The organism is Pseudomonas sp. GOM7 (assembly GCF_026723825.1).
Taxonomy (GTDB): Bacteria; Pseudomonadota; Gammaproteobacteria; order Pseudomonadales; family Pseudomonadaceae; genus Aquipseudomonas.
In genome coordinates, this window is record NZ_CP113519.1 from 4633004 (window position 1) to 4657376 (window position 24373).

21 protein-coding genes, 2 tRNA genes and 1 pseudogene are annotated in these 24373 nt (G+C 64.0%); 3 read left to right on the forward strand and 21 right to left on the reverse strand.

The window, feature by feature from the left end:
- Window positions 1–117: 117 nt before the first annotated feature.
- The 7 genes from dnaB to rnr form a co-directional block, all read right to left on the reverse strand.
- Complete coding sequence (gene dnaB, locus OU800_RS20535) at window positions 118–1512, reverse strand: replicative DNA helicase (RefSeq protein ID WP_268179190.1); 1395 nt, start codon at window positions 1510–1512, stop codon at window positions 118–120.
- 262 nt (window positions 1513–1774) lie between these two features.
- Window positions 1775–2221 (reverse strand): 50S ribosomal protein L9, encoded by a 447-nt coding sequence (rplI, locus tag OU800_RS20540; RefSeq protein WP_268179191.1) that lies wholly within the window; start codon window positions 2219–2221, stop codon window positions 1775–1777.
- A 21-nt stretch (window positions 2222–2242) separates the two neighbouring features.
- Window positions 2243–3136: a hypothetical protein gene (locus tag OU800_RS20545; protein WP_268179192.1), complete on the reverse strand. Its 894-nt coding sequence runs from the start codon at window positions 3134–3136 to the stop codon at window positions 2243–2245.
- Between the two features lie 36 nt (window positions 3137–3172).
- On the reverse strand, window positions 3173–3403 hold the full coding sequence (gene rpsR / locus OU800_RS20550; RefSeq protein ID WP_003246847.1) for a 30S ribosomal protein S18: 231 nt from the start codon (window positions 3401–3403) through the stop codon (window positions 3173–3175).
- A 28-nt stretch (window positions 3404–3431) separates the two neighbouring features.
- Window positions 3432–3854, reverse strand: a complete 423-nt coding sequence (rpsF, locus tag OU800_RS20555; protein ID WP_159970161.1) for a 30S ribosomal protein S6 — start codon at window positions 3852–3854, stop codon at window positions 3432–3434.
- Window positions 3855–4153: 299 nt separating this feature from the next.
- Window positions 4154–4921, reverse strand: coding sequence for a 23S rRNA (guanosine(2251)-2'-O)-methyltransferase RlmB (gene rlmB, locus OU800_RS20560; protein WP_268179193.1), 768 nt, complete (start codon window positions 4919–4921; stop codon window positions 4154–4156).
- Complete coding sequence (rnr, locus tag OU800_RS20565; protein ID WP_268179194.1) at window positions 4918–7392, reverse strand: ribonuclease R; 2475 nt, start codon at window positions 7390–7392, stop codon at window positions 4918–4920. Before rnr ends, rlmB begins: the two co-directional genes overlap by 4 nt.
- A gap of 207 nt (window positions 7393–7599) precedes the next feature.
- Here rnr and OU800_RS20570 point away from each other — a divergent pair.
- Window positions 7600–7686 (forward strand) — tRNA-Leu (locus OU800_RS20570).
- Window positions 7687–7768: 82 nt separating this feature from the next.
- A tRNA-Leu gene (locus OU800_RS20575) sits at window positions 7769–7855 on the forward strand.
- A 200-nt stretch (window positions 7856–8055) separates the two neighbouring features.
- Here the strand turns inward: OU800_RS20575 and OU800_RS24440 are convergent.
- The 14 genes and pseudogenes from OU800_RS24440 to OU800_RS20640 all read right to left on the reverse strand — a co-directional run bounded on the left by OU800_RS24440 (window position 8056) and on the right by OU800_RS20640 (window position 23151).
- Window positions 8056–8940, reverse strand: coding sequence for a methyl-accepting chemotaxis protein (locus OU800_RS24440; RefSeq protein WP_442964792.1), 885 nt, complete (start codon window positions 8938–8940; stop codon window positions 8056–8058).
- Window positions 8941–8961: 21 nt separating this feature from the next.
- Window positions 8962–10044: pseudogene (locus tag OU800_RS24445) on the reverse strand (methyl-accepting chemotaxis protein); the annotation flags it as partial.
- Between the two features lie 83 nt (window positions 10045–10127).
- Entirely contained in the window at window positions 10128–11423 is a 1296-nt protein-coding gene (locus tag OU800_RS20585) for an adenylosuccinate synthase (RefSeq protein ID WP_268179196.1), read from the reverse strand.
- A 56-nt stretch (window positions 11424–11479) separates the two neighbouring features.
- Window positions 11480–12667, reverse strand: a complete 1188-nt coding sequence (locus OU800_RS20590; RefSeq protein ID WP_268179197.1) for an ATP phosphoribosyltransferase regulatory subunit — start codon at window positions 12665–12667, stop codon at window positions 11480–11482.
- 37 nt (window positions 12668–12704) lie between these two features.
- A complete protein-coding gene (locus OU800_RS20595; RefSeq protein ID WP_268179198.1) occupies window positions 12705–12890 on the reverse strand; it encodes a DUF2065 domain-containing protein in 186 nt (61 codons plus the stop codon).
- 141 nt (window positions 12891–13031) lie between these two features.
- On the reverse strand, window positions 13032–13901 hold the full coding sequence (gene hflC, locus OU800_RS20600; protein ID WP_268179199.1) for a protease modulator HflC: 870 nt from the start codon (window positions 13899–13901) through the stop codon (window positions 13032–13034).
- Window positions 13901–15070, reverse strand: a complete 1170-nt coding sequence (gene hflK, locus OU800_RS20605) for an FtsH protease activity modulator HflK (protein WP_268179200.1) — start codon at window positions 15068–15070, stop codon at window positions 13901–13903. Before hflK ends, hflC begins: the two co-directional genes overlap by 1 nt.
- Window positions 15071–15167: 97 nt before the next feature.
- Window positions 15168–16469 (reverse strand): ribosome rescue GTPase HflX, encoded by a 1302-nt coding sequence (hflX, locus tag OU800_RS20610; RefSeq protein ID WP_268179201.1) that lies wholly within the window; start codon window positions 16467–16469, stop codon window positions 15168–15170.
- Window positions 16470–16480: 11 nt separating this feature from the next.
- A complete protein-coding gene (gene hfq, locus OU800_RS20615; RefSeq protein ID WP_268179202.1) occupies window positions 16481–16741 on the reverse strand; it encodes an RNA chaperone Hfq in 261 nt (86 codons plus the stop codon).
- A gap of 102 nt (window positions 16742–16843) precedes the next feature.
- The gene (gene miaA, locus OU800_RS20620) at window positions 16844–17815 is read right to left on the reverse strand and encodes a tRNA (adenosine(37)-N6)-dimethylallyltransferase MiaA (RefSeq protein WP_268179203.1); all 972 of its coding nucleotides are present in this window, start codon (window positions 17813–17815) and stop codon (window positions 16844–16846) included.
- A 60-nt stretch (window positions 17816–17875) separates the two neighbouring features.
- The gene (gene mutL / locus OU800_RS20625) at window positions 17876–19756 is read right to left on the reverse strand and encodes a DNA mismatch repair endonuclease MutL (protein WP_268179204.1); all 1881 of its coding nucleotides are present in this window, start codon (window positions 19754–19756) and stop codon (window positions 17876–17878) included.
- Window positions 19756–21186 carry an N-acetylmuramoyl-L-alanine amidase gene (locus tag OU800_RS20630; RefSeq protein ID WP_268179205.1) on the reverse strand — a complete coding sequence of 477 codons (1431 nt, stop codon included), beginning with the start codon at window positions 21184–21186 and terminating at the stop codon, window positions 19756–19758. The genes mutL and OU800_RS20630 overlap by 1 nt, the downstream gene beginning before the upstream one ends.
- A 10-nt stretch (window positions 21187–21196) precedes the next feature.
- Window positions 21197–21664, reverse strand: a complete 468-nt coding sequence (tsaE, locus tag OU800_RS20635) for a tRNA (adenosine(37)-N6)-threonylcarbamoyltransferase complex ATPase subunit type 1 TsaE (RefSeq protein ID WP_268179206.1) — start codon at window positions 21662–21664, stop codon at window positions 21197–21199.
- Window positions 21652–23151 carry an NAD(P)H-hydrate dehydratase gene (locus OU800_RS20640; RefSeq protein ID WP_268179207.1) on the reverse strand — a complete coding sequence of 500 codons (1500 nt, stop codon included), beginning with the start codon at window positions 23149–23151 and terminating at the stop codon, window positions 21652–21654. The genes tsaE and OU800_RS20640 overlap by 13 nt, the downstream gene beginning before the upstream one ends.
- Before the next feature lie 61 nt (window positions 23152–23212).
- Here OU800_RS20640 and queG point away from each other — a divergent pair, with 61 nt between their 5' ends.
- Complete coding sequence (gene queG / locus OU800_RS20645; protein WP_268179208.1) at window positions 23213–24307, forward strand: tRNA epoxyqueuosine(34) reductase QueG; 1095 nt, start codon at window positions 23213–23215, stop codon at window positions 24305–24307.
- Window positions 24308–24373: the final 66 nt, after the last annotated feature.

The following is a 24373-nucleotide window of genomic DNA, read 5'->3' on the forward strand; positions in this document are numbered from 1 at the left end:
AAGCTGCAAGCTGCAAGCTGCAAGCTGCAAGCTGCAAGCATCTAGCCCGCGACCAGAATCGGCAAACATGCCGTATCGCTTTTGGCTCTTACTTGTGGCTTGTGGCTTGAAGCTGCTTTATTCATCGTCGAACTGATAACTACCCGGCGCCAGATTCTCGAAGCGCGAATACTTGCCAAGGAAGGCCAGGCGCACGGTGCCGATGGGGCCGTTACGCTGCTTGCCGATGATGATCTCAGCCACGCCCTTGTATTCGGTTTCCGGGTGATACACCTCGTCACGGTAGACGAACATGATGATGTCGGCGTCCTGCTCGATCGCTCCGGATTCACGCAGGTCGGAGTTCACCGGACGTTTGTTGGGGCGCTGCTCCAGCGAGCGGTTGAGCTGCGACAGGGCGATGACCGGGCAGTTGAACTCCTTGGCCAGAGCCTTGAGCGAGCGCGAGATCTCGGAAATCTCGTTGACCCGGCTGTCGCCGCTGGAGCCGGGAATCTGCATGAGCTGCAGGTAGTCGACCATGATCAGGCCGATCTCGCCGTGCTCGCGAGCCAGGCGTCGGGTACGGGCGCGCATTTCGCTGGGGGAGATCCCCGCCGTATCGTCGATAAACAGCTTGCGGTCGTTGAGCAGGTTCACCGCACTGGTCAGACGCGGCCAGTCGTCGTCGTCGAGTTGGCCGGCACGCACCTTGGTCTGGTCGATACGCCCCAGCGAGGCGAGCATACGAATCACGATGGACTCCGAAGGCATCTCCAGCGAGTAGACGAGGATCGCCTTGTCACTGCGCATCAGGGCATTTTCCACCAGGTTCATGGCGAAGGTGGTCTTACCCATGGACGGACGGCCGGCGACGATCACCAGATCGGCAGGCTGCAGGCCGCTGGTCTTCTCGTCCAGGTCGTCGAAGCCGGTGGACAGACCGGTGATCGCATCACCCATGTTGAACAACTGGTCAATGCGGTCGATGGCCTTGACCAGGATATCGTTGATGCCCACCGGGCCACCGGTCTTGGGCCGGGCCTCGGCGATCTCGAAGATCTTGCGTTCGGCCTCGTCGAGAATCTCCTCGCCGGTGCGACCTTCAGGCGCGTAGGCGCTGTCGGCGATCTCGTTGCTGATGCCGATGAGCTGACGCAGCGTGGCGCGCTCGCGAATGATCTGCGCATAGGCCTTGATGTTGGCCACCGATGGCGTGTTCTTCGCCAACTCGCCCAGATAGGCGAGACCACCGACTTGGGAAAGCTGCCCCTCCTTGTCCAGTTGCTCGGAGAGGGTCACCACGTCGAAGGGGTGGTTACGCTCGGCCAGCTTGTAGATGGCACGGAAGATCAGGCGATGGTCGTGGCGGTAGAAATCGCCATCGGACACCGCATCGAGCACGCGCTCCCAGGCGTTGTTGTCCAACATCAGGCCACCCAGCACCGCCTGTTCTGCCTCGATGGAGTGCGGCGGCACCTTCAGGGCAGCGGTCTGCAGATCGTATTGCTCGGGAATGCTGATGTCGTTCATAAGCTCGGGGCGCAAAGATACGGCGGTAGAAAAACAACGGGCACGTCACCGCTTGCGCAATGACGTGCCCGATTTTGGCAGACCGGCACCTGAGTGCAAGGGCTGCCATGACCACTGCTACAAGAGTCAGTTCGTGATCTGGCGAGCTAGAGCCCTGCAAGGCGAGAGTGGGTGAGCAAGCGCAGTTTATGAGTAGTAAATGAGCATTGCGAACCCACTTTCAACGCAGCAGAGCCGACGCGCAGCAGATCAGGGGCGGCTCTTAAGCAGCGACCACGATCACTTTCACGGTGGCTTCGACGTCGGTGTGCAGGTGCAGCGCAACGTCGTACTCGCCGACCTGACGGATGGTACCGTTGGGCAGGCGAACTTCGGCCTTGGCCACTTCCACGCCGGAGGCGGTCAGGGCGTCAGCGATGTCGTGGGTACCGATCGAACCGAACAGTTTGCCTTCATCGCCAGCGACGGCGGTGATGGTGACTTCCAGCTCAGCCAGTTGAGCAGCGCGAGCTTCGGCAGAAGCCTTCTTCTCGGCAGCGGCTTTTTCCAGCTCGGCGCGGCGGGCCTCGAATGCAGCCACGTTCTCAGCGGTAGCAGCGGTGGCCTTGCCTTGCGGCAGCAGGTAGTTACGGCCGTAACCGGCCTTGACGTTCACTTTGTCGCCCAGGTTGCCCAGGTTGGCGATTTTTTCCAGCAGGATGACTTCCATTTGGGTCTTACCTCTTAACTTTTAACCTTCACCGTCCGTAGAGCCTGGGCCGTTCTTGCGCGCCAGGCGACCACGGAAATCAAACAGACTGTCGACGATGGCCAAGACCACCAGAAGCGGATAGATCAGCTGCATGAACAGCAGGAGCGTGATGTACATGCCCACCAGCCAGAAGCGAGCGAGCCCCCCCTTGTCCACCAGGCCGTGCACCAGGGCAATCCCGGCGAACAGCAACGGCACGCTACACAACGGCGTGAGCATGGCCAGTTGCGGCCCCAGATTGGGCCCCAGCAGCATGCCCGCCAGCAGCAACGACGCCTGCGGCAGCGACAGTCTCAGTTCGCGGAACTCGCGACCGAAACCGCCTGGGTTGTACAACACGGCCTGCCAGTAACGCCCAAGAATCAGGCTCAGCAAGCTGAGGATCTGCAGCAGAGCCGCCAGCAATCCGGTCAGCACCGGTGCGATCAAGGCCTCGAAGCGCTCGCGCTCGCTCACCGTCATCTGCTGGTGAGCCCCCTCGAACATGGTCGGCAGCAGCTTTTGCAGCTCACCGGCCATGGCCGCGATGGGTTCGCGGAACACCGCCCCAAGAACCAAGCCATACACCAGGCCCAGCGCCACACTGCACAGCAGTATGCGGCTCCAGGACCAACTGGCGCGCAACAACAACGCCAGGCTCAGCGCACCGACGAGCACCAGCAAGGTGCGCGGTTCGCCGAAATACCACCAGGCAATCGCCGGTAGCATGGCCCAGGCCAGGATGCCCAGGGCATCACTGGCTCCGCGCCGCAGCAGCACCAGGCTGCCGGCAGCGGCACTCAACCAGAACAACAGCGGCATCGCTGCCGATCCCACCACCACGAGGGTGGCCTGCATGCGGCCGCGCATGATGTATTCAGCCAGGGCACGCATGTGATCTATTCCTTAACGCTTGTCGACTGTCCGATCTCAGCGGCCGTGGCTGTCGGTGTAGGGCAGCAGGGCCAGGAAGCGGGCGCGCTTGATAGCGGTGGCCAGCTGACGCTGATAACGAGCCTTGGTACCGGTGATACGGCTAGGAACGATCTTGCCGGTTTCCGAGATGTAGGCCTTCAGCGTGTTGAGATCTTTGAAATCGATCTCTTTCACGTCTTCAGCGGTGAAACGGCAGAATTTACGACGACGGAAGAAACGTGCCATGTGATTGGCTCCTCAATAGATCCGTGAATTACTCGTCAGCGTTGTCGCTGTCGTTGCTGTCGCTGTCATCGCTGTCGTTGCTTTCAGCGTTTTCAGGACGTTCACGACGCTCGCGGCGCTCACTGCGGTTTTCTTCGGCCTTCAGCATCTCGGACTGGCCAGTGACGGCCTCGTCGCGACGGATGACCAGGTTACGGATCACGGCGTCGTTGTAGCGGAAGTTGTCTTCCAGCTCGGCCAGGGCCTTGCCGGTGCACTCTACGTTGAGCATCACGTAGTGGGCTTTGTGGACGTTGTTGATGGCGTAAGCCAGCTGACGACGGCCCCAGTCTTCCAGGCGGTGAATCTTGCCGCCGTCTTCTTCGATCAGCTTGGTGTAACGCTCGACCATGCCGCCGACTTGCTCGCTCTGATCCGGGTGAACCAGAAAGATGATTTCGTAATGACGCATAAATGCTCCTTACGGGTTGTAGCCTGCCAACTCAGGTGGTCAGGCAAGGAGTGGTTTTTTCTCGTGATGAGCTCACCGGCCGACAGGCGCAAAAAGGCCTGCCGTCACAGCAAGGGGCGCCATTCTAGAGAAGCCCCTAGCTGCACGCAAGGTGAATTGGTGAATATTTGAACAGAAGCTCCAAGCTCCAAGCTCCAAGCTCCAAGCTCCAAGCTCCAAGCTCCAAGCTCCAAGCTCCAAGCTCCAAGCGAATCAGGGTAAGAGCCGGCCCGGGACGATCAAGCGCTGCGCTCTTGCCTCTACTTGCGGCTTGCAGCTTGAAGCTTGCCGCTGCTTCTCTGGCGCACCGCCTCGAACAGGCAGACGCCGGTGGCGACCGAGACGTTGAGGCTGCTGACGCTGCCGCCCATGGGCAGCTTGACCAGGTAATCGCAGTGCTCACGGGTCAGACGACGCATGCCCTTGCCTTCGGCGCCCATCACCAGCACTGTCGGGCCGGTCATGTCGAGCTGATACAGCTCCTGCTCGGCCTCGCCAGCGGTGCCGACCACCCATAGCCCCTTCTTCTGCAGCTTCTCCAGGGTGCGCGCGAGATTGGTCACAGCCACCAGCGGGATGACCTCGGCCGCACCGCAGGCCACCTTGCGCACGGTGGCGTTGAGGGTGGCGGACTTGTCCTTGGGTACGATCACCGCCAGCGCGCCAGCGGCATCGGCGGTGCGCAGGCAGGCGCCCAGGTTATGCGGGTCGGTAACGCCATCGAGCACCAGCAGCAAGGGCACGCCCTCGCTGCGCTCGAGCAGCTCGTCGAGCATGTTCTCGCCCCAGACCTGGCTCGGGCTGACCTCGGCGACCACGCCCTGGTGCACGCCTTCGGCCCACTCGTCCAGCTCCTGACGCTCCTTGTGGCCGACCGGCACCCGGTACTGCGCCGCCAGTTCCAGCATGGGCTGGATGCGCGGCGCCTGGCGGCTCTCGGCCAGCCACAACTGCTTGACCCGTTTGGGGTGGTGGCGTAGCAGCGCCTCCACGGCATGCACGCCGTAGACCTTTTCCAACTGACTCATCGTTTCGCCTTACGCTTGCTCGGCTTGCTGGCGGCCGTCTCGGCCTTGCCCTTGGCCGCCGGGGCTCCCTTGCGATGGCCAGAGGCCTTGCTGGACGCTCCCTTGCCGCCGCTCTTCTTGGCGCTGTCGAGCAGCGCCTTCTTCACCTCGCGGCTCTTGTGCACGTCGGTATTGCCCATACCGCCACGACGCCCATCGTCGCCCTTGATCGCCTTGCCCTGGCTCAACTCGAAGTCGATCTTGCGCTCGTCCAGATCGACGCGCATGACCTTGACCTCGACGCTGTCGCCGAGACGGAAGCTGCGGCCACTGCGCTCGCCGGACAGGCGATGATGAACCGGATCGAAGTGGTAGTAGTCCGCCGGCAATGCGGTGACGTGCACCAGCCCCTCGACATAGATATCGCGCAGCTCGACGAAGATACCGAAGCCGGTCACGGCGGTAATCACCCCGGCGAAGGTCTCGCCGACACGATCCTGCATGAACTCGCACTTGAGCCAGTTGACCACATCACGGGTCGCCTCGTCGGCGCGGCGCTCGGTCATCGAGCACTGCTCGCCGAGCTTTTCCAGGGCGGCTTCGTCGTAGGGATAGATGCGCGCCTTGGGCATGCTCGCCGCGCCCGCACGCTCCACGTGCTTGGTTTCGCGCTTGGAGCGGATCACGCTGCGAATGGCGCGGTGCACCAGCAGGTCGGGGTAGCGACGGATCGGCGAAGTGAAGTGGGTGTAAGCCTCGTAGTTGAGGCCGAAGTGCCCTTCGTTCTGCGCGCTGTACACCGCCTGGCTCAGCGAGCGCAGCATCACGGTCTGGATCAGGTGATAGTCCGGGCGCTCGCGGATGCTTTCCAACAGACGCTGGTAGTCCTTGGGCGACGGGCCGTCCTTGGGCTTGCCACGCTGCAGCGACAGGCCCAACTCTCCCAGGAACTGCTTGAGCTTTTCCAGACGCTCCGGCGGCGGGCCATCATGCACACGGTACAGCGAAGGAATGTCGTGATCCTGCATGAAACGCGCGGTGGCCACGTTGGCGGCCAACATGCACTCCTCGATCAGCTTGTGCGCATCGTTACGCTGGGTCGGGCGAATCTCGTCGATCTTGCGGTCGGTACCGAAGACGATGCGCGTCTCCTGCGTCTCGAAGTCGATGGCGCCGCGCTCGTGGCGAGCCGCGACCAGCACCTGATACAGCGCATAGAGCTGATTGAGGTGCGGCAGGACGTCCTTGTACTCGCTGCGCAGGGCCTTGCCCTCGCTGCTCTTGGGATCTTCCAGCATCAGGCTGACCTTGTTGTAGGTCAGGCGCGCATGGGAGTGGATCACCGCTTCGTAGAACTTGTAGTCGACCATCTGGCCGCTCTTGGACATGGTCATTTCGCAGACCATGGCTAGGCGATCGACATGCGGATTGAGCGAGCACAGGCCGTTGGACAGCTCCTCCGGCAGCATCGGCACGACGCGCTCGGGGAAGTACACCGAGTTGCCACGCTCTACCGCCTCGGCGTCCAGCGCCGAACCAACCTTGACGTAGTGCGACACGTCGGCGATGGCCACGTAGAGCTTCCAGCCACCGGAGAACAGCTTCCAGCGACTGTTGTTCTTCTCGCAGTACACCGCATCGTCGAAATCGCGCGCGTCTTCACCGTCGATAGTGACGAAGGGCAGATGACGCAGGTCGACGCGCTTCTCCTTGTCCTTGTCTTCCACCTCGGGCTTGAGCTTGCGCGCTTCCTTGACCACCGCCTCGGGCCAGACGTGGGGGATGTCGTAGCTGCGCAGCGCCACGTCGATCTCCATGCCTGGCGCCATGTAGTTGCCGATCACCTCGACGATGTCGCCCTGCGGCTGGAAGCGCTGCGTGGGCCAGTGGGTGATCTTGATCTCGACGAACTGGCCGACGCGTGCACCGGCGGTGCGACCGGGGGTGACCAGCACTTCCTGCTGGATCTTGGGGTTGTCGGCGACGACGAAGCCGATGCCGTTCTCTTCGTAATAACGGCCGACGATGCTCTCGTGGGCACGGCTGATCACTTCGACGATGCCGCCCTCGCGGCGCCCGCGCCGGTCGAGGCCAGCCACGCGCACCAGGGCACGGTCGCCATCGAAGACCAGGCGCATCTGCGCCGGGCTGAGGAACAGATCGTCGCTGCCGTCGTCCGGCACCAGGAAGCCGAAGCCATCGCGGTGGCCGCTGATGCGGCCGCAGATCAGGTCGAGCTTGTCCACCGGCGCGTAGGTGCCCCGACGGGTGTAGATGAGCTGGCCGTCACGCTCCATGGCGCGCAGACGGCGGCGCAGCGCTTCGAGCTGATCATCGGTATCGAGGCCGAACTCTTCGACCAGTTGCTCGCGGCTGGCAGGCGAACCACGTTCGGCCAGATGGGCCAGGATCAGTTCGCGGCTGGGAATGGGGTTGTCGTATTTTTCCGCCTCGCGGGCGGCCTCGGGATCGAGGGATTGCCAATCGGCCATGTAAGAAGGATTACCTATGCTTATGTATAGAGGTGTATGCCATCTGCCTATTGAAGCGCGAAAACGGCGTTCACGGCAGCTTTTCCGGCGACAATAATTTTTTCAGGGTCAGGGGTTTACAAGGTAAATGCCCGCCCGTATAGTTCGCGCCCACAGCGTCGAGGAGACGTTGTAACACGAAGCGGATGATGATTCATCGGTTTCAGTGCCCAGGTGGCGGAATTGGTAGACGCGCTGGTTTCAGGTATCAGTGGTGGCAACACCGTGGAAGTTCGAGTCTTCTCCTGGGCACCAAATTTCGTGAAGTGGTTTGATAAGCCATTTTGCAAATAACGGATGCAACGCTCCGTGTCGGCAACGACGAACATTGCAGTGTGCCCAGGTGGCGGAATTGGTAGACGCGCTGGTTTCAGGTATCAGTGGTGGCAACACCGTGGAAGTTCGAGTCTTCTCCTGGGCACCAAAATTCAAAAAACCGAGTCGAATGACTCGGTTTTTTATTGCCCCAAAGAAAGCTGCAAGCTGCAAGGCGGAGGGCCGCCCCCCCCCTGCAAGCTGCAAAGATCAGCGTGTTTCGCGAGCCATTACCCAGCAAGCCTTTCGGCCACTGCCAGGCGACCCCGGAGCGCATTTTAACTTGGGGCTTGCGGCTTGTAGCTGCCCCTATACCCTGAACTGCCCCAGGCTGGCCTTGAGTTGCGCTGCCAGTTCGTCCAGCGCACGCGCATTATCGGCAATCGCCGCCACGGCCTCGGCGGCATGCTGCGCCTCGGCATGGATCACCTCGACACGCCCGCGCACCGCGCCCGCCCCTTCGGCCTGGTGAGCCGCCGCCTGAGTGGCCGCATTGATGGCGCCATGCACTTCGTCCACCGACTGCTGCACCGACTGTTGCAGTCGCGCACTGTCGCGCAGCACCTGCAGACCCTCACTGCCCTGCGCGCCCGCCTGAGCGATGGTCGCCACCGCCTCCTGCGCGCCCTGCTGCAATGCCGTGATATGGGTCTGGATGTCACCGGTCGATTGTTGCGTCTTGCTCGCCAGCGCACGCACTTCGTCGGCCACCACGGCAAAACCACGGCCGCTTTCGCCTGCACGCGCCGCCTCGATGGCAGCGTTGAGCGCCAACAGGTTGGTCTGCTCGGCGATGGACTGGATCACCGTCAGCACCACTTCGATCTGCTCGCTCTGCCTGGCCAAGCGTTCGATCACCGCCGAACCATCCGCGACACGCGCCACCAGCCCTTCGATCAGGGCCGACAGACGCTGAGCAATAACGGCATTCTCATGAGCCGCCTGACGGATGCTATCGACTCGCAACAGCGCCTCCTGCATGGCCTGGCTTTCGGCCTGCGCCTCATCGGCCATCTGCTCCAGCGCCTGCAGACTGCCCGCCACCTCGTCACGCTGGCGCGCAGCCGCAGACTCGGCCGCGGCGCCGCGCTGGGTCAGGCTGCGAATCTGCTCGCCGGTACGCAGCGCCACTTCGCCGGATTCACGCACTATGGGCTGCAGCTTGTCCATGAAGCGGTTGACCGCAGCCGCCATCTCCCCCACTTCATCGCGACTGTGGATCTCGACTCGCCGGGTCAGATCGCCCTCACCGGCAGCCAGATCGTTGAGCGCATCGCTGAGCAGACGCAGACGACTCAGCACCCGCCAACCCAACACCAGAGTCACCACGCCCAACGCCAGGGCACCGACCAGAAGCAGCCCCAGAGCGATACTCCAACGCAGGTCATCGGCTGCCAGGCGCACCGACTCGCCGCCATTGCGCGCCATCTCGTGGGTGTAATGCTCGGCCGCCTGCAGGCGTTCACGCAGCGCCCGTGTGGCCTCCTCCGAGGCACCGGACAAACTGCCATCGACCAGGGCTCCGGCACCGCTGACCAGCTTATTGAAACGGCCATCCAAGGCCTTGAGTTCTTCTTCCACTCGATCCAGGGAAAGTCCTAGCTGGACCTTGCCGATGGACGCCCCCATGGGGCTGATATCAGCCTCGACCACATAGACCTGCGGGTCGCGCGAGGCGGCTTCCACCAGTCGATCCAGAGGCGTATCGCCCTGCCCGGCAGCGACCAGCTCACGCACCTTGGCATTGCTGCGGTTGAAATTGCGGGTCAGACGTTTGCCTTCGCCATCGTAGATCACCGCGAAGAGTACCGCCGGATCCTTCTGGGCGATACGCGTCAGTGCCGTCAACGCTGGAATGTCCAGATCCCAGATGGCCTTGGGGGCGACCCCGGCCAGCAGTTGCGCCAACGACTGGCCGGATTGCTTGAGGCTGCCTTCGAGCACCTGGCGCAACTGTGCCTGCTCGCTCTTGAGCTGCCCGGACAAGCCATCGACCAGGCGCACTCGGGTGTTCTGCGACAGCGTCGTCAACCCCTGGCTCATTTCCTGCTGCGCGCCCTTGAGCTCCTGCCCCAGGCGCTGACTCTCACCGCCCAGGCGCTGCGCCAGGTTTGCCACCATTTCGTCCACCGAGGCGCGCATCAACCACAGCGCCAAACCCACCTGCACCAACATGGCGAGCCCCAGCGCGATGAAGACAGGGCGCAACAAACGGCTGCGCAACATGGAAAGCATGGCGAACACAGGCATTACTCCTCGAGACCCAGGCCATTTATAGCGGCGGTTGGCGAAAAACATTTAGCCCACGCAAGCTTCATGCCCGAGCCCGGATACGAAAAGACCGCCTGCGAAGGCGGTCTTTTCAGCGATCGAACCCGCGATCAGGCGAACGGATGACGCAGCACGATGGTTTCGTTGCGATCCGGGCCGGTGGAGATGATGTCGATCGGCGCACCGACCAGCTCTTCCACGCGCTTGATGTAGGCGCGAGCATTGGCCGGCAGGTCTTCCAGGGTCTTGGCGCCCAGGGTGGATTCGCTCCAGCCTGGCATTTCCTCGTACACCGGTTGCAGACCGAGGTAGCTGTCGGCATCGGTCGGCGCATCGACCAGCACCTGGCCATCCGCATCCTTGTAGCCGGTACAGATACGGATGGTTTCCAGACCGTCGAGCACGTCCAGCTTGGTCAGGCATAGACCGGAGATGCTGTTGATCTCGATGGCGCGACGCAGGATCACGGCATCGAACCAGCCGCAACGACGGGCACGGCCAGTGGTGGCACCAAACTCGTGACCACGCTTGGCGAGGAAGGCGCCGACGTCGTCGAACAGCTCGGTCGGGAACGGGCCGGAACCGACGCGGGTGGTGTAGGCCTTGGTGATGCCGAGGATGTAATCCAGGTACAGCGGGCCGAAACCGGAGCCAGTGGCGATACCGCCAGCGGTGGTGTTGGAGCTGGTGACGTAGGGGTAGGTGCCGTGGTCGATGTCCAGCAGCGACCCCTGGGCGCCCTCGAACATGATGTCGCGACCGCTGCGACGCAGGTCATGCAGCACGGCCGTCACGTCAGCCATCATCGGCTTGAGCAGCTCGGCGTACTCCATGCACTCGTCCAGGGTCTTCTGGAAGTCGATGGCCGGTTCCTTGTAGAAATGCACTAGCTGGAAGTTGTGGTAATCCAGCAGCTCACCCAGCTTGGCAGCGAAGCGCTCACGGTGGAACAGGTCACCGACGCGCAGCCCGCGACGCGCCACCTTGTCTTCGTAGGCCGGGCCGATGCCACGGCCGGTAGTACCGATCTTGGCATCGCCACGCGCCTTCTCGCGCGCCTGATCCAGGGCCACGTGGTAGGACAGGATCAGCGGGCAGGCCGGGCTGATACGCAGGCGCTCGCGCACTGGCACACCCTTCTCTTCCAGCTTGGTGATCTCGCGCAGCAGGGCGTCGGGGGCCACCACCACGCCATTACCGATCAGGCACTCGACGCCTTCACGCAGGATACCGGACGGAATCAGGTGCAGGACGGTCTTCTCACCGTCGATCACCAGGGTGTGGCCGGCGTTGTGACCGCCCTGATAACGCACCACGGCAGCGGCCTGCTCGGTGAGCAGGTCGACGATCTTGCCCTTGCCCTCATCACCCCACTGGGTGCCCAGGACGACGACATTCTTACCCATAAACTTGTCCTCTTCGCGCAAGCTTCGATGCCGGCCTGCAGCCGGCGAAAATGAAATCAGAGCGCCAACGGCGCCACTTGCCAACGACCGTCGCGCAGCGTCAGCAGCCGATCACAGCCTGCCTCACGCGCATCCGCCTCGCTTTGCCCGGGCAGCGCCTGAACCACACGCACGCCCTCACCGCGCAGGCGACGCACGGCCTGCCACAGATACAGATCATGATTGTCCGGCGCCCAGACCCCTGCCGCCGGCTCTTCCAGGCGCATGCTGCCCAGGGTCACCAGGGTCTTCAGATCGGTGGAAAAGCCGGTCGCCGGACGCGCACGGCCGAACACCGCACCAGTGTCGTCATAACGCCCCCCCTGAGCGATGGCGCCACCCTCGCCCGGCACGAAGGCAGCAAACACCACGCCGGTGTGATAGTTGTAGCCACGCAGCTCGCCCAGATCGAAATACAACGGCAATTCGGGGTAACGCAGCTCCAGCGCATCGGCAATGGCCATCAGCTCGTCCAGTGCGCCGTGTACCGCATCCGGCGCTTCGACCAGAGCCGCCTGAGCCAGATCCAATACTTCGCGCCCGCCGCACAGCTCGGCCAGCGAGCGCAGCATGTTGCCCAGACCAGCCGGCAGGGCTGCGGTCAGTGTCCCGATCTCGTCCATGGCCTTGCGCTGCAGGGCATCGAACAGTTGCTGCTCGGCCTCGCCAGACAAGCCGGCGGCCTGAGCCAGGCCGCGATAGATGCCGACATGACCGAGATCCATGTGCAGATCCGGCACGGCCGCCAGCTCCAGGGTTTCCACCAGCAGGCTGATCACCTCGATGTCACTGGCCGGGCTGGCATCACCATACAGCTCGGCGCCGAGCTGGATCGGGCTGCGCGAGGTGGTCAACGCGCGCGGCTTGGCATGCAACACGCTGCCGGCGTAGCACAGGCGGCTCGGCCCTTCACGGCGCAGGGTATGGGCGTCGATGCGCGCCACCTGTGGCGTGATATCGGCACGAAAGCCCATCTGCCGACCCGAAAGGGGATCGGTGACCTTGAAGGTGCGCAGGTCGAGATCCTGACCTGCGCCGGTCAGCAAGGATTCCAGGTATTCGATATGGGGGGTGACGACGAACTCGTAACCCCAACGTTGAAACAGATCCAGCACCTGACGGCGGGCTGCCTCGATACGCGCCGCCTCCGGCGGCAGAACTTCTTCGATGCCATCTGGCAGCAGCCAGCGGTCTACCGTTGCCATTTCGCCATTCCCCTCTTGATCCGGGCGGCACAAGCCTTCAGTGAAGCAGATAAAGAAGAGCTGTTCCCAGCAACATGCTGGTCAGCCCCATCAGGCGCAATCGACGGTCGGGCAGGCGTGCCGCCAGCATGACCGCCCCGCGCCAGTGGCGCGGATAGAGGAAGGGCAGGATGCCTTCCAGCACCAGTACCAGACAAAGAGCGATGCCGAGTTCCTGCCACATGATTCCCACAGACGCAAAAAAGCCGGGATTTTCCCGGCTGCCGCATGATAACACGCTCGAAGCTACAAGCCGCAAGCTTCAAGCCGCAAGTAAGCGACCGGCGCCCACTTGCAGCTTGTGTCTTGCAGCTCGGAGCTGTTTTCAGGGTTTGGCTTTCTCCAGGTAGCGGAAGAAATCGCTGCCCGGATCGAGCACCAGCACGTCGCGCTTGTCGGCGAAGCTCTCGCGATAGGCCTTCAGGCTGCGATAGAAGCCATAGAACTCCTGATCCTGGCCATAAGCCTTGGCGTAGATGGCAGCCGCCTGCGCATCACCATCACCGCGCAGCTCCTCGGACTGACGATAAGCTTCGGCGATGATCACCCGGCGCTGACGGTCGGCATCGGCGCGAATCCCCTCGGCCAGCTCACGGCCCTTGGCGCGGTGCTCGCGGGCTTCACGCTCACGCTCGGTGCTCATCCGCTCGAACACGCTGCGGTTGACCTCCCGCGGCAGGTCGATGGCCTTGACCCGCACGTCCACCACCTCGATACCCAGCTCACGCTCGGCAGCACGGTTGAGGGTCGCGGTCACGTCCGCCATCAGCGCGTCACGCTCGCCGGACACCGACTCGTGCAGGGTGCGCTTACCGAACTGGTCACGCAGCGAGGCCTCGAGACGACGCGCCAGGCGTTCGTCGGCGACCTGCTTCAAGCCGGATGTCGACTGATAGAAACGCTCGGCATCCTTCACCCGCCACTTGGCGTAGGCGTCCACCATCAGCGCCTTCTTCTCCAGGGTGAGGAAGCGCGACGAGGTGGAATCCAGGGTCAGCAGGCGACCATCGAAGATGCGCACCTGGTTGACGTAAGGGATCTTCACGTGCAGACCGGGCTGGACGTCCGGGTTGACCACGCGACCGAACTGCAGCAATACCGCACGCTCGGTCTGCGCCACGATGTAGAAGCTGTTCCAGGCCACCAGGGCCAGAACCACGGCCACGATCAGGCCGATCAGGGACTTGTTGCTCATCAACGGCTCTCCCGGGTACGCAGGTTACGCTGGGATGGATCGCTGCTCATGGGCACGACCGAGTCTCTTGCCGCAGCACTGCTGCCGCTTGCCGAGCTGCCGGTCGAAGCACCGCTGCGGCTGCTGTCGATCATCTTGTCCAGCGGCAGATAGAGCAGGTTGTTCTGCCCCTTGTCGCCAGTGACCAGCACCTTGCTGGTGTTGCTCATCACTTCCTGCATGGTGTCGAGGTACAGACGCTCACGAGTGACCTCGGGGGCCTTGCGGTACTCGGTCACCAACTTGGTGAAGCGATCCGCCTCACCCTGGGCGCGGGCGATGACCTCATCGCGATAACCGTTGGCCTCTTCCAGCATACGCTGAGCCTGGCCGCGCGCCTCGGGAATCACGCCGTTGGCGTAGGACTCGGCCTGGTTCTTCTCGCGCTGTTCGTCTTCACGGGCACGGATCACGTCATCGAAGGCTTCCTGCACCTCACGCGGTGCGGCCGCACTCTGGATGTTCACCTGGGTGACGGTGATGCCGGTGGCATAGTTGTCGAGGAAACGCTGCAGGCGCTCGCGTACCTCGCTGGCCATCAGCTCACGCCCTTCGGTCAGCACCTGATCCATCTCGGTGGAACCCACCACATGGCGCACGGCGCTGTCGGTGGCGTTCTGCAGGCTGACTTCGGGTTGATCGACGTTGAGCACGAAGTCCTTCAGATTGCTGATGCGGTACTGCACCGTCAGCGGCACTTCGATGATGTTTTCGTCCTCGGTGAGCATCGCCCCCTGCTTGGTGTAGGCACGCTCGCGAGTGACGTTCTCCTGATACTTGCGGTCGAACGGCGGGAAGTAGATGTTCAGACCCGGGCCGACGGTTTCATGGTACTTGCCGAAGCGCAGCACCACCGCCTGCTCCTGCTCGTCAACGACATAGATGGCGCTGTACAGCCAGATCACGGCCAACAGGCCGAGACCGACGAACAGCAGGCCGAAGCCACCGCCACCGCCGCGCCCGGAGTCATCGCCACCGCGCTTCTTGCCGCCGCCGAACAAGCCGTTGAGGCTTTCTTGCAGTTTGCGGAACGCTTCGTCGAGATCCGGCGGGCCCTGGCGCCCACCGCCTTTGCGGCCGCCCCAAGGGTCTTGATTGTTCGAGTTTCCACCCGGCTCATTCCAAGCCATAGCGTTCTCCGTACTGATAAAGCGAAGGCGCGCCCACGGCGCGCCGGCCAATGCTACCCAAAGCCCTGTCCCGACGGCAAAGCACGCGATCCAGGCTTTATTGCAAAGTATGTTGTTCAATGAAGCGTTGCGGCTCCAACCCCTCGCGACTGACCAGGCGATTGAGTTCGACCCGTGGCAGCCTCACTGACAGCAGGCTCTGCCCTTGCTCGTCATACACTTCGTCCTGCACCGCCCCCAGGGCGAAGAATTGCGCCCGCAGGCGCCCCAGCGCCTGCGGCAACTGCAGGGTCGCGACGAACAGATCCTCGCCGAGCAACTCGGCAACCGCCTGACGCAGGCAATCCAGGCCCCGCCCTTCGCGCGCCGACAGCCAGACCCTGACGGGCTTGCCATCCCCATCGCGCTGGATCTGCGGTTCGACACCTTCCAACAAATCCAGCTTGTTGTATACCTCGAGCATCGGCAACTCGTGCGCACCGATCTCCTGCAGCACATTCTGCACCTGCTCGATCTGCGCCATGCGCTCGGGCTCGTGGGCATCGATCACGTGCAGCAGCAGGTCGGAATTGCTCGACTCTTCCAGCGTAGCGCGGAAGGCCTCGACCAGCTTGTGCGGCAGATGGCGGATGAAACCCACGGTATCGGCCAGCACGATGGGCCCCAGGTCATCCAGCTCGAGGCGACGCAGGGTCGGATCGAGGGTGGCGAACAACTGGTCGGCGGCGTAGACCTCGGAGGTGGTCAGGGCATTGAACAGGGTAGATTTGCCAGCGTTGGTATAGCCCACCAGCGACACCGAGGGAATATCCGCACGCCTGCGCCCACGACGCGCCTGTTCACGCTGGCTGCGCACCTTTTCCAGCTTCTGCTTGATCTGGCGGATGCGCACACGCAGCAGGCGGCGGTCGGTTTCCAGCTGGGTTTCACCTGGGCCGCGCAGGCCGATACCGCCCTTCTGCCGCTCCAGGTGAGTCCAGCCACGCACCAGGCGCGTGCTCATGTGGTCGAGCTGCGCCAGCTCTACCTGCAGCTTGCCTTCGTGGGTACGCGCGCGCTGGGCGAAGATGTCCAGGATCAACCCGGTACGGTCGAGCACACGACACTCGAAGGCGCGCTCGAGGTTGCGCTCCTGACTGGGCGTGAGGGTGTGATTGAAGATGACCAGATCGGCCTCGACGGCCTGAACCTGGTCGCGCAGCTCCTCGACCTTGCCACTGCCGATGAGATATTTGGCGGTCAGGCGGCTGCTGGGGACGCTGAAGAAAGCGACCATGTCGGCACCTGCCGACATGGCCAATTCCTGAAACTCCTGGGGATCTTCGCTCGCCTCGGAGTCCTGGCCCTCCAGATGCACCAGAATGGCCCGTTCACCGCCTTCATGACGCTCGAAGAACAAAGCAGCCCCCTTTAGGCGTTACCCGCGTCGCCTTCGCTGTGCTCGGAGTCGCCAGCGCTGGGCAAGCGCACCGGACGGCTGGGCACGACGGTGGAGATGGCATGTTTGTAGACCATCTGGCTGACAGTGTTCTTCAGCAGAATGACGAACTGGTCGAAAGATTCGATCTGACCCTGCAGCTTGATGCCGTTGACCAGATAAATGGAAACCGGGACGCGTTCCTTACGCAGGGTATTGAGGTAAGGGTCTTGTAGCGAATGCCCTTTTGACATGTGCCGCACTCCTTTCAAGGATCAATTTTCAATAGTTTTAGTAGGTGAACAATGGCTTCAGGCCGCCATCTTCGAGGATAGACGGTCAGCGGCGGCAAGGTCTTAGTCCAATATGGAGACGCTGGCCAGGTATTTCAAGGTGCGAGACAGATTGTCGCAGGCCAGACTGTCCAGCCAGTGCAGACTCTCCCACCCCCGCAGCCAGGTAAACTGCCGCTTGGCTAGCTGTCGAGTGGCAATGATGCCGCGCTCCAGCATTTCGCTTCGAGAAAGCCTGCCGTCAAGGTAATCCCAGACCTGGCGATAGCCCACCGCCCGTATAGACGGCAACCCCGAATGCAAGTCACTTCGTTCGCGCAGGGCTTCGACCTCGCCGATCAGGCCCTGTTCCACCATCGCATGAAAACGCTGGGCGATACGTGCGTGCAGAATCTGCCGCTCGGCCGGCGCGATGGCGAACTGCGCGACAGTATAGGGCAATTGTCCGCCGCCCGGCGCGTCGCAATCGGGATTTCCTGCAGCCTGACGACGCCGGTGCTCGCTCATGCTCAGGCCGCTGACACGATAGACCTCCAGGGCGCGCACCAGCCGCTGCGGATCATTGGGATGGATACGCGCAGCCGACTCCGGGTCGACCTCAGCCAGCTCACGGTGCAGTGCCTCCAGGCCTTCTGCCGCCGCGCGCGCCTCCAGCTCGGCACGCACGGCCGGGTCGGCGCTGGGCATATCAGCCAGCCCATCGAGCAAGGCCTTGTAATACAGCATGGTGCCGCCAACCAGCAGTGGGATGCGCCCGCGAGCCGTGCTGTCGGCCATCGCCGCCAGCGCATCGGCGCGAAATTCGGCTGCCGAATAGCTCTCGGCCGGGTCGCGAATATCGATCAGGGCGTGGGGAAATTCGGCGAGCACAGCCTTGTCCGGCTTGGCCGTGCCGATATCCATGCCGCGATAAATCAGCGCCGAGTCCACGCTGATCAGGTCGCACGGCAGCACGCGCGCCAGCTCCAGGGCCAGATCGGTCTTGCCGGCGGCGGTCGGGCCCATCAGGAAGATTGCGGGAGGAAGCGAAGACATCGACATGACTCGAAACACGAAAATGGGAGAAGCCCTGACTGCAGGGCCTCACGGGCTCGATTACTGGCCGCGCATGAACAACTTGTCGAGCTGATCCATGCTCAGTTGCGTCCAGGTCGGACGACCATGGTTGCACTGACCACTGCGCTCGGTCTGCTCCATGTCACGCAGCAGGGCGTTCATCTCCGGCAGGGTCAGGCGTCGGTTGGCACGCACCGCACCGTGGCAGGCCATGGTCGCCAGCAACTCGTTGAGGTGGGCCTGAATACGGTCGCTGGTGCCGTATTCGAGCAGATCGGCCAACACGTCACGCACCAGTTGCGTGGCCTGCGCCTGCTTGAGCAAGGCCGGAATCTGGCGGATCGCCAGGCTTTCCTCGCCCAGGCGCTGCAGCTCGAAGCCCAGGCGCTGGAACCACTCGGCGTGCTCCTCGGCGCAATCAGCCTCGCGCTGGCTCAGGGCGATGGCTTCCGGCACCAGCAGCGGCTGGCCGCGCAGGCCCTCGCTGGCCATGGCCTGCTTGAGGCGCTCGTAGGTGATGCGCTCATGCGCGGCGTGCATGTCCACCACCACCATGCCCTGGGCATTCTCGGCGATGATGTAGACGCCCTTGAGCTGCGCCACCGCATAGCCCAGCGGCGGAATATCGCCCTGCTCCTGCGGCAGCGGTTGTGCCGGGGCAGTAGGCAGCGGCGCGTAGTAGTCGCGGTAGGCCGCCTGCGCTTCGGCAACCGGCACCCCCGGATTGCTGGCAGGCGCCTGGTAACCCGCCCCGGCACCGCGCCAGGCCGGCTGCGGGCTGGCCTGCGGGGTTTCCAGCACGCTGGCAGCCAGGCCCATCTCACCCTGCGGGCCAAACTCGCCAGCCGCCGCGCCGCTTGCGCGCACCATGGGCGTCACGGCTGCCGGCGCCGCCACCTGATCCTCGGGGCGCACGTCGGCCAGGGCGCGATGCAGGGTGCCGTAGAGGAAGTCATGCACCATGCGACTGTCGCGGAAGCGCACTTCGTGCTTGGTCGGGTGCACGTTGACGTCCACCGTGCTCGGGTCGATCTCGAGGAACAGCACGAAGGTGGGATGGCGACCGTTGAACAGCACGTCGCGATAGGCCTGGCGCACGGCATGGGCCACCAGCTTGTCGCGCACCATGCGCCCGTTGACGTAGAAGTACTGCAGGTCGGCCTGACTGCGGGAGAAAGTGGGCAACCCTACCCAGCCCCACAAACGTAGGCCGCCACGCTCGATCTCGATGGGCAGCGCCTGCTCCAGAAAGGCCGGGCCACAGACCGAGGCCACACGTCGCGCGCGGGTCATCTCGTCACCGGCCTCGTGCAGGGCGAGCACAGTCTTGCCGTTGTGGCGCAGGTGGAAGGCCACGTCGAAACGGGCCAGCGCCAGGCGCTTGATGACTTCCTGCAGGTGATCGAACTCGGTTTTCTCGGCGCGCAGGAACTTGCGCCGCGCCGGGGTGTTGAAGAACAGGTCGCGCACTTCCACCGAGGTGCCCACCGGATGGGCGGCCGGCTGCACCCGGGGCTCCATGTCGCGGCCTTCGGTTTCCACCTGCCAGGCCTGCTCGGCACCTTCCGTGCGCGAGGTCAGGGTCAGGCGCGACACCGAACTGATCGAAGCCAGCGCCTCGCCGCGAAAGCCCATGCTGATCACCGCTTCGAGGTCTTCCAGCTCACGAATCTTGCTGGTGGCGTGGCGCGCCAGTGCCAGGGGCAGGTCGTCGGGAGCGATACCGCTGCCGTCATCGCGCACCTTGAGCAGCTTCACCCCACCCTGCTCGACTTCCACATCGATGCGCCGGGCTCCGGAGTCCAGGCTGTTTTCCAGCAATTCCTTGGCGACGGAAGCCGGGCGTTCGACCACCTCGCCTGCGGCGATCTGGTTGGCCAGGCGAGGGCTGAGCAAATGAATACGGGACATGGAACTCACTACTGGGCAGCCAGCGACGTGGCGGGTATCTGCAGAGTCTGGCCGATCTTGATGACGTCGCCGTTGAGCTGGTTGGCACTGCGCAGGGCAGCCAGGCTGACCTGATAACGCTGGGCGATCAGCGCCAGGCTGTCGCCACGCGCCACCACATGCTCGCGCGGGCCCGAGGCGATCTTGCCTTCGTCACGCAGCCAGGCGATATAGGTGCCGGGCGGCGGATTCTGGTGAAAGAACTGCTTGACCCCGCTTGTGATCGAACGCGCCAGCGCCTGCTGATGGCTGGCGGTGTGCAGCTTCCTCGCCTCGTTGGGGTTGGAGATGAAGCCGGTCTCCACCAGGATCGACGGAATGTCCGGGGACTTGAGCACCATGAAGCCGGCCTGCTCGACGCGCCGCTTGTGCAGCGGGGTGATGCGCCCCATGTTGCTCAATACCTTCTGCCCGACATTCAGACTGGAGGTCAGCGAGGCGGTCATCGACAGATCCAGCAGGACGCCGGCGAGCATCTTGTCCTTGTCGTCGAGGCTGACGTTGCCGGCACCGCCGATCAGGTCGGACTGGTTCTCGGCATCGGCCAGCCAGCGCGCGGTCTCCGAGGTGGCGCCACGTTCGGACAAGGCGTACACCGAGGCGCCAAACGCCGAAGAGCGCGGCGCGGCGTCGGCATGGATGGAGACGAACAGGTCGGCGCCCTTCTTGCGTGCTATCTCGGTGCGCTTGCGCAGTGGAATGAAGTAGTCGCCGGTGCGCACCAGTTCGCCGCGGAAGCCCTTCTCGGCATTGATCTGCCGCTGCAGCTCCTTGGCGATGGCCAGGGTCACGTTCTTCTCGTACTGCCCCTTGACCGGCGACAGCGCCCCCGGATCCTCGCCACCGTGGCCGGCATCGATGGCGATGACCACATCGCGCTTGCCATTGGGTACAGGGGTGAGCTTGGGCGGCGCCTGAGTCGGCGTCACCGGCATGGCTGGCGTGCTGGCAGGCGGGCTCGGCGGCTGGGTCGCGGCGTCGGCGGCGCTGGGCTGGTCGAACAGGTCAACCACCAGGCGATTGCCATACTGCTGGTTGGGCGCCAGGGCGAAACTCTTGGGGGTGACCTGCGCCGACAGGTCAATGACCACACGCAACTGATCGGCGCTGCGCTGCGCCGAACGAATGCTGGTGATCGGCGTGTTGCTCAAAGCAAGTTGATCCAGATTGGTCGCCAGCTTGGCGCCGCTGATATCGATGACGATGCGATCGGGCGCAGCCAGGGTGAATACGCTGTGCTCCACCGGCCCGGACAGGTCGAACACCAGCCGCGTATTGTCGGGAGCGCGCCAAAGCCGCACGCCGCGCACGTCGGAGGCGGCCAGCGCCTCGGCGACGAGGGCCGCCCACAACAGCATCACAGCGGTAACCAGCGCGCCTATGCGCATAACCAACCCCATCGACTCTTGTTCATTGCTTGCCGCTCAGGGCCTTGCACCAGGCCTCCCCTCGAGCCCCATGCCCCTGCAGCAACAGCGAACGGCCGCCCGCTTGGGGGCTAATGGTAATGTCCATGTCCGGCTTTGGCAAAACGCCGGCGCCACGCTGCGGCCACTCGATCAGGCACAGGGCGTCGCCCTCGAAGTAATCGCGGATACCCAGGAACTCCAGCTCCTCGGGATCGACCAGGCGATAGAGGTCGAAATGAAAGGCGCGCACTGTGCCGATTTCATAGGGTTCGACCAGGGTGAAGGTAGGACTCTTCACCGCCCCGGCATGGCCTAGCCCACGCAGGATGCCGCGCGACAGGGTGGTCTTGCCGGCCCCCAGGTCGCCATGCAGATAGATGATGCCAACGCCGGCGCTGACCTGGGCGATACGCGCCCCCAGCTCCAGCATCGCCGTTTCGTCGGCGGCTTCGAGGGTCAACTCAGACAAGGACAGAACTCCTCCAGTAACAGACGAATGGTCGCCGGCAGATCACCGGCGGCCAGACCACGGCCCTGCAACGCGAGTGCTTCGCCCGCGCAAGCATGCAGCCAGACCGCCAGGCAGGCGGCATCGAAGGCGACCATACCCTGCGCCAGCAAGGCAGCAATCAAGCCGGTCAGGACATCGCCCAGGCCCGCCCCCGCCATGGCCGGATGGCCCCGGTCGCACAGTGCCAGGCGCCCATCCGGGGCAGCGATCAGACTGCCAGCCCCCTTGAGCACCACCACCGCGCTGTAACGTTGCGCCAGAGCATGCGCGGCGCTCGGGCGATCAGCCTGCACGGCAGCAGTATCCAGCCCCAGCAAGCGTGCGGCCTCGCCCGGATGGGGCGTCAGCACGATTTGGCGCGGCGCGGTGACCTGGCCGGCAGCCAGCAGATTGAGCGCATCGGCATCCCACACCTGGGGCAGGCTGCGCCCGGCGACGGCGGACAGCAGGCTGCGTGACCAGCCGCCCTGCCCCAGGCCCGGGCCAACTGCGCAGACATCGGCGCGCTCGAGCAACGCCAGCAACTGATTGGCCGACGCCACGCCCGTGCACATGATCTCGGGGCGCCGCACGAGGGACGCGCCAACATGCTCCGTCCGTGTCGCCAGCGACACCAGCCCCGCACCGGCACGCAAGGCGCTGTCGGCGCAGAGCAGGGCCGCACCGCCCATGCCCAGGTCGCCGCCTACCACCAGCAGATGGCCGAACTGGCCCTTGTGCGCCAACGGCGAGCGTGCCGACAGCCGCGGCACGTTGGCAGAATCCAGACGCTGCGCCAGGCAGGGGGCCTGCGCCAGCAACTCGGCATCCCCCTGTAGGTCATCGAACTGCAGCTCGCCGCATAGCTGCGGCCCCAACCCGGTGAACAGGCCGAGCTTGAGGGCGATGAAGGTCAGGGTCAGATCCGCCTGCACCGCGACGCCCAGGCAGGCGCCGTTGTCGGCATGCAAACCGGAGGGAATGTCCACCGCCAATACCGGCAGGCCACTATCATTGATCGTCTCGATGGCCTCGGCATAAGGCGCGCGCACAGCGCCGCTGAGGCCAGTGCCGAGCAAGGCATCGACCAGCACCCCCGCCAGGGGCGCAGAGATGCTCCAGGGCAGGATCTCGACGCCCGCATTGGTCGCCTCGCGGCAGGCCTGGGCGGCATCACCCTGCAGCGTTTGCGGGTCGCCCACGGCCAGCACGCGCACCCGCCAACCGGCGCGCTGGGCCAATGCGGCGATCAGGTAACCATCGCCGGCATTGTTGCCACGCCCGGTCAGAACGGTGATTTCGCCCGCCTCGGGCCAACGCCGGCGCAGCGCGCGCCAGGCGGCATGGGCGGCTCGGCTCATCAGCTCGAAGCCGGGGGTGCCAGCGGCGATCAGGCGGGCATCGAGCTGGCGCACCTGTGCGGCACTGTGCAGGCTGCAGGGTAAGGGTGTGGAATGCGGTTGCATGGCTCGCTCACGGCTGATGTCTGGCAGAATTATACCCACCTCAACCATCCGCGCCCGCCTCATGCCTGAACACAGCCTCGATCTCGACAACCTGGCGCAGTCCATCAAAGACTGGGGGCGCGAGCTGGGCTTTCAGCAGGTCGGCATCAGCGATGTCGAGCTGGGCGAGCACGAGGCCCATCTGCAGCGCTGGCTGGAGGCCGGCTATCAGGGCGAGATGGACTATATGGCCGCCCACGGCAGCAAGCGCGCGCACCCGGAGCAACTGGTGCCCGGCACGCTGCGTGTGGTGTCGCTGCGCATGGACTACCTGCCGGGCGACACGCAGATGAGCCAGCGCCTGGCCCAGCACGAGCAGGCTTATATCTCGCGTTATGCCCTGGGCCGCGACTATCACAAGCTGATCCGCAAGCGCCTGCAGCAACTGGCCGAGCGCATCCAGCAGGCCATCGGCCCGTTCGGCTACCGCGCCTTCGTCGACAGCGCCCCGGTGCTGGAAAAAGCCATCGCGGAAAAGGCCGGCCTGGGTTGGATCGGCAAGAACACCCTGGTACTCAATCGCAAGGCCGGTAGCTGGTTCTTCCTCGGCGAGCTGTTCGTCGACCTGCCGCTGCCAGTGGACGCCGCGCATGGCAGCGAGCATTGCGGACGTTGCAGCGCCTGCCTGGACATCTGCCCGACCAATGCGTTTGTCGGGCCTTACCGCCTGGATGCGCGGCGCTGCATCTCCTACCTGACCATCGAACTGAAAGGCTCGATCCCCGAGGAACTGCGCGCGCCCATCGGCAACCGCGTATTCGGCTGCGACGACTGCCAGATCGTCTGCCCCTGGAACCGCTTTGCCCGCCCCACCGAACAGGGCGATTTCCAGCCGCGCCACGGCCTGGACAATGTTGGCCTGGCCGAGCTGTTCCTGTGGACGGAAGAAGAGTTTCTCAGCCGCACCGAAGGCTCGCCGTTGCGCCGTGCCGGCTACGAGCGCTGGCTGCGCAACCTGGCGGTCGGCCTGGGCAACGCCCCCTCCACCATCCCGGTGCTGGAGGCCCTCAATGCACGCCGCGAACATCCGTCCGAGCTGGTGCGCGAACATGTGCAATGGGCGCTGGAGCGCCATGGGGAAAGCAGCCACAAGCCTCAAGCTGCAAGCAACAAGTAAAAGCCGCACACCCCGCCATCCCCGGATTGCATCCGGGCTACGCCGCTCTTGCTCTTAGCTTGCGGC